At 55.9% G+C, this 1,115-nt stretch carries 1 protein-coding gene; it reads right to left on the reverse strand.

What is annotated here, in order from left to right:
* Positions 1-1,052 (reverse strand): IS3 family transposase gene (locus AC2FJ5_RS21350; protein ID WP_496794522.1). Its coding sequence is split into 2 segments (ribosomal slippage), with 1,053 coding nucleotides annotated over them: positions 1-809 and positions 809-1,052; the frame shifts between segments, so codons are not numbered across the junction. This gene is flagged as partial in the annotation.
* Positions 1,053-1,115: the final 63 nt, after the last annotated feature.

The following is a 1,115-nucleotide window of genomic DNA, read 5'->3' on the forward strand; positions in this document are numbered from 1 at the left end:
GTTGATGTATTGGAAGATGGCCAGCTCGGCGGCCCGTCGCGTTGGCCAGGACTGCCACCAGATCAGCTCAGCCTTGATGGTTTTGAAGAAGGTTTCAACTGCGGCGTTGTCATAACAATTGCCTTTGCCGCTCATCGATACCTGGAACCCATACTGTCGCAGGAGCTTCTGATAATCGTGAGAACAGTATTGGCTGCCGCGATCCGTGTGATGAATGCATCCTTTGGGCGGTTGCCGCAGTGCCACGGCCATCTTCAATGCCCGGATTGCCAGATCACGCTTCATCCTGTTACTGACCGCCCAGCCGATCACCCGGCGGGAATGTAGGTCAAGGATCACGGCGAGGTAGAGCCAGCCTTCGCGGGTCCAGACATAGCTGATGTCACCGACCCATTTCTGGTTGGGGCGATCCGCGCGGAAGTCCCGGTTCAACAGGTTGGGCGCAATATTGAAAGCGTGGTTGCTGTCGGTCGTCACCTTGTATCTCTTGGATCGTTCGACGCGGATGCCATTCTCTCGCATCAGCCGACCGACACGGCGGTGCCCGACATTCAGGCCCAGTTCTTTCAACTCTTCCGTCATTCTCGGCCGCCCATAGCTGCCCAGGCTGAGCCTGGATTGTTCCTTGATATGGGCCAGAACAACCATATCGCTTCTCTGCCTTTGGCTGGCAGGTCGGCTGCGATAGGCCCGCAGGCCGCGAGAACTGACATCCAAAACGGCACACATCCGATTGGCGCAGAAAATGTCACGATGTTCTTCGATGAACCTGAACCTCATGGCTTTTGGCTCGCGAAGAACTGCGTTGCCTTTTTTAAGATTTCCCTCTCCTCCTTGAGAATGCGGTTCTCCCGTCGAAGCCGTTCATTCTCACGGGCAAGATCAAGGTCCTTGTCGGACACAACATCCGTGTCGCGATGCGCCGTGACCCACTTGTTCAGTGTCGAAACACCAACGCCCAAATCAGATGCCACCTGCTTGCGTGTCAGTCCACTCGTCAGCGCGATCCGCACCGCATCAGCGCGGAACTCGTCCGTTCGTTTCAATCCCATAGTTCGTCTCCTTTGCTGCAATAAATGCTATCAAAGGAGCGGCATCAAACCGCGACACGTCCA

It is taken from the genome of Ruegeria sp. CDSA221 (assembly GCF_059611825.1).